Source organism: Vibrio sp. YT-19(2023) (assembly GCF_033337395.1).
In genome coordinates this window covers 1-4,096 of record NZ_JAWOQN010000075.1, presented here as the reverse complement: position 1 = coordinate 4,096, position 4,096 = coordinate 1, and the positions used below count along the sequence as shown (strand labels likewise).

The window sequence follows — 4,096 nt, the reverse complement described above, 5'->3', positions numbered from 1 at the left end:
CTCATCAAAAAGTACGAACTAAAAACGCCAAGAGGGAAGCTTGCATTGTGGGGAGTGACCGACTTAGGCCTTGCGCAAAACCAACAGAAAAGTAATGGCAGAGAGAAGAGTTTTGTACCGTACCGAGTCACGGCCAAGAATGCAGAACATAAAATGAAAGTACAGTTTGTGCAGCTCCAGCTACAAAAAAATGGATGGCGTGATTGGGAAAATGGTAAGCATGAAGATGTACGCAAAAAATATCAGGTAGCACACAAACCGGATGGCTTGGTGAAAAGTCCTTCGGGAGCAAAGATTGCACTCGAACTGATGCAAACAATTCAAACGCCATCACGCTACAGGACCATTTTTAAAGAGCACATACAGGCAAAAAAAGAGGGGTACTGGCATGCAGTCTTTTTCATCGTTGAGAGTAACGAAATGAAAAAGCTGTTAGAGAACCACTTCAACAAAATTGAATACATAAGGTTCAAAGAATCGAAGCACCCATTCGAGTATTATCGTTCAAACCTTTACCGAATCTTCACATTAGAAGAGGTAAAGACCTTACAAGAAACAAGAGACCAAAAGCGGTGAATAAGGTTGTCGCAAGACTCCCCAAATCAGCCCTTTCGGCTGCGCCGACCCCTACCCATTTCAACTCTAAACTTGAGTGATTTGGGTATCATCTATGGTCGCTTTCCGTGGAGTTTTGTCTCTTACCCTTTCGGGCTGCCCTGCGCTGTGTGTAAAGCTTTCGCCCCCGTTCCAGTCACACAACACTAATCAGTTATTCCTTTTCCGCTTGTCCCCTCTAGCAGCTACAAGGGGCGGTGTTATCGAGCTTTACGCTTAGTTCTGATTAGTGCCTTTACCTCTCACCTTTGGAACATCCCTTGGTCGGTGAGTGATGCGCGTCGTTCTGTCCAAAACATCTTGATTCCAAACAGAGTGCAGAAATACTCTTGAAGTGCTTACTTGATATGGTCTATCATGGAAGGACTTACACAACGATTTGGTCATCATTTGTGAGTATTCCGAAAAAACCACTCCGGCAAGAGTGGTTTTTTCACATCTGGGGATAGAGATTAATCCTAAAATCGTTAGATCTCAATGATCAATGCAAAGATCTTTGTTGCATACTCTTCTCAAATTTTTGTTTAATCAGCCCTATGGTATATATCTTTATCAAGAGATATATAAAATGATGTTCTTATCTTTTCTGTAGTAATTAAAAAGTAACCACTATCAACAAGGTGTTTCTTTATTGCATCTTTTCCAATCGTTCCAAAAACAACCCCAATGACAAATAGAAAACAAGGAATGTAAGTTCCTAAATATTTACTCCACTCTTTAGGTAATTCAGGACGCTTATTAAAACAAATACAAACAAACCCTATTATACTTAAAAACCAAAACCATGATAAAAAAGGAACTATAGAAAAAACGGAGGTTAACGCTATAGATTCTGGATGATATATATAAACATCCAGTATTGGGCTTATCGCATCAAATAATAAGAAAGGCATCCCGATTAATACAAGAGGGACTCCTAAAAAAATCAGAATTCTATTTAGCATTTGTGGCCTCTTTTAAGCCATTTATTATGTTTTCTTCTATCTTGTTTTCATCCCAAATATTAGAAATAATTACATCAACACCAACCCAAACCATCGCACCAACCACCATAGGAATGGCAACTCCAAGAGCGACCGTCAAGCAAATAATCCCACCGACAACTGCACCAGTGGCTAAAAGCTTAAACAAATCACTTCCCATACTACCGCACCAATCAACTAAATGATAATCATCATTAAACATCAATTCATTAGTATTGATTGTTGCCGATATAATTAAACTTAAAACAGCCCCTTTCTTAAATCCATTTAATGTATCTTCAGCTAAAACACCCAACTGCTTAATTGTAGGGTTTGTAATTCTATATGGATAATTTTTTTTGATATTTAATCCATTAACAACAGCATAATACTTCTTAGGGTCATTCCAGAGACTGGATATTATTACTCGTTCTATTCCCTGAGCATCAATATATTGTTTAACTGTAATACCAAAGCCACCTAAAGCTTTTGATATTTTTGCCGCAGTAATAATACCTATGCCCATATCTATTTTTGAATGAATGTCATCTAATAGTTTCAGAGTTTCACTTCCAATCGTTTCCCCTTCTTCATTTTTTTGATGCCAGATATTCATCGCACACTTTGCGGCATCATCAACAGAGAAAATACAAACTTGTGTATGTCTACCTTCTAAGTATTCTTTCAAATCGTCTTGTAGATCTTTGTTCCATTCTGGCTCTGTTAGATCGTAGGCCTGTAACGCTGCCGCGTTACGTTCTGCAGTAGCACGCACACGATTTTTTTCCCAACGAGCGTAATCTTCTTGGGTATACGTCAATTCAGCTTGACGCTCTCGACGTTGGCGGGCAGCTCGCTCCCTTACTGTTTCTTCTCGAGCTTGCGGTTTTCTTAATGACTCTTCTTCATGGAGTGGCTTATAACCTCCACCAGAAGAACTCAACGGTTTTTTCTTTCTATCCAAAAAATTGTGTGGCATCAGTTCACCTAACCTCAATTAACGTGATGACATCATAACGACACTTAAAGGTGCGTAATATTGGTCATATGTTAAATAGGCAACTTCACTATCAAAAACACCACTTAGAAGCCCCTCAAACGCTCTAGGCACGATTTCAGACTGAAATCCGGCACATTACCCACCAAAAAACATTTGAAAGTTTGTGACACTTTGAGAGCGATTTACATAGCAATCTAACTAACTTCTAAACTCACTCAGAAACACCTCTGAAATGCTCGTTTTTCACATGTTCAACCTGCAACTAGGCATCTATCATTATCCAAAAATAAAAATGCCTAGTTGGCTCAAACCGCACAAACGGTCATTTGCCGCGTCACAACAATCATTCGAATTAAACTCACATTCACTGAACCAAAGAGTAACTCTTGTTACTTCAAAACTTGGCTCAAATGACAGCAAACTAACAGCGTGAGATCTTAAGATCATAGAGAAAAATGAAACACGCTAACTTGTGTCGAGATTTACGAAAAGAAAGGACGAAAAGCATGAACTTCAAAAAACGTTACATGACCATAATATTGCTCGCATTAGGATTAGGAAGTACTCAAAAAGCGCCTATCAACGAATTAACACTGAACCTTGAGTTACAACATAACTGCTTAGTTTGTTTGTCCTGGTGAAACTAAGCGAAGCGTTTTTACCAAGACAAACGAACCGGCAACGAGCAGCGCGAGGCGACAGTTCGAACAGCGAAACAAAGTGAGTTAGTGAGCCATGTTTTTTTCTGGCTCAATCGCCCAAGCGCCCCCTTGCGGGGTTCAATTGCTAGTCAGAAAAAAATGCGAAGTGTCCAACGTAGCATCGAGAAAACAGGTGAGCCCCCGAACCTTTTTCTCGACAGGGGGAGCCGAACCAAACGCCCGTTCCCGAACGAAAAGGCGAGCAGTTCCCAAACTGCGTTTTGGTTTGGGGGCTTGCCCCAAAATCCGTTGAGCAGGCGAGACCAAGTCCGTATAACGATGTAAAAACGAGACTCTTTGGACTTGTCCAAAAAGGGCGACATTTTTCACGCTCTATAGGGGCTTGGTCTCGCGGAGCGAGGCGGATTTTGCTTTAAATTAGAATTTGAATTGTAGGGGCGTCCAGCCCCGAAGATTTACATTCTAATTCATTGAAAAAGCACGCTTTTTCAATATTCGCCCTTTGGCGAAACTTCTTGTTATTGTTTGGATTTCATCGGTGTCTGCGGTCGGGTGCTATACTCCCCCGATGATAGACACCGATGGCAGAGGCCGATGAACACACAATATCTGATCCAAGATAAAACCGAACGTTACCAACGAAATGCAGACAACATGCAATGCGTCATACAATTTTTAATACAAGAAACGTACTCCACAATCACCAACTTAATGGTGCTTTTGAATTATCAAAAAAGGCAGCCTCTCGATCGTTTACTGGCAAAACTAAAAGGCTTAGACCTCATCAAAAAGTACGAACTAAAAACGCCAAGAGGGAAGCTTGCATTGTGGGGAGTGACCGACTTAGGCCTTGCGCA

Annotated in this window: 3 protein-coding genes and 1 pseudogene; 2 read left to right on the top strand and 2 right to left on the bottom strand. The window is 40.6% G+C overall.

All coding sequences use genetic code 11. The annotated features are described in order from the left end of the window. A partial coding sequence (locus R7E78_RS23895) for a mobilization protein (RefSeq protein ID WP_276392355.1) occupies positions 1 to 576 on the top strand: 576 nt, incomplete at its 5' end. Positions 577 to 1,139: 563 nt separating this feature from the next. On the opposite strand, the gene R7E78_RS23890 is transcribed toward R7E78_RS23895, so the two are convergent. Continuing rightward, positions 1,140 to 1,559 (bottom strand): hypothetical protein, encoded by a 420-nt coding sequence (locus R7E78_RS23890; RefSeq protein WP_025789263.1) that lies wholly within the window; start codon positions 1,557 to 1,559, stop codon positions 1,140 to 1,142. Beyond that, complete coding sequence (locus R7E78_RS23885; protein WP_025789264.1) at positions 1,549 to 2,556, bottom strand: hypothetical protein; 1,008 nt, start codon at positions 2,554 to 2,556, stop codon at positions 1,549 to 1,551. The genes R7E78_RS23890 and R7E78_RS23885 overlap by 11 nt, the downstream gene beginning before the upstream one ends. Before the next feature lie 1,277 nt (positions 2,557 to 3,833). On the opposite strand from R7E78_RS23885, the pseudogene R7E78_RS23880 reads away from it, so the two are divergent. After that, positions 3,834 to 4,096 (top strand): annotated as a pseudogene (locus R7E78_RS23880) (mobilization protein); the annotation flags it as partial.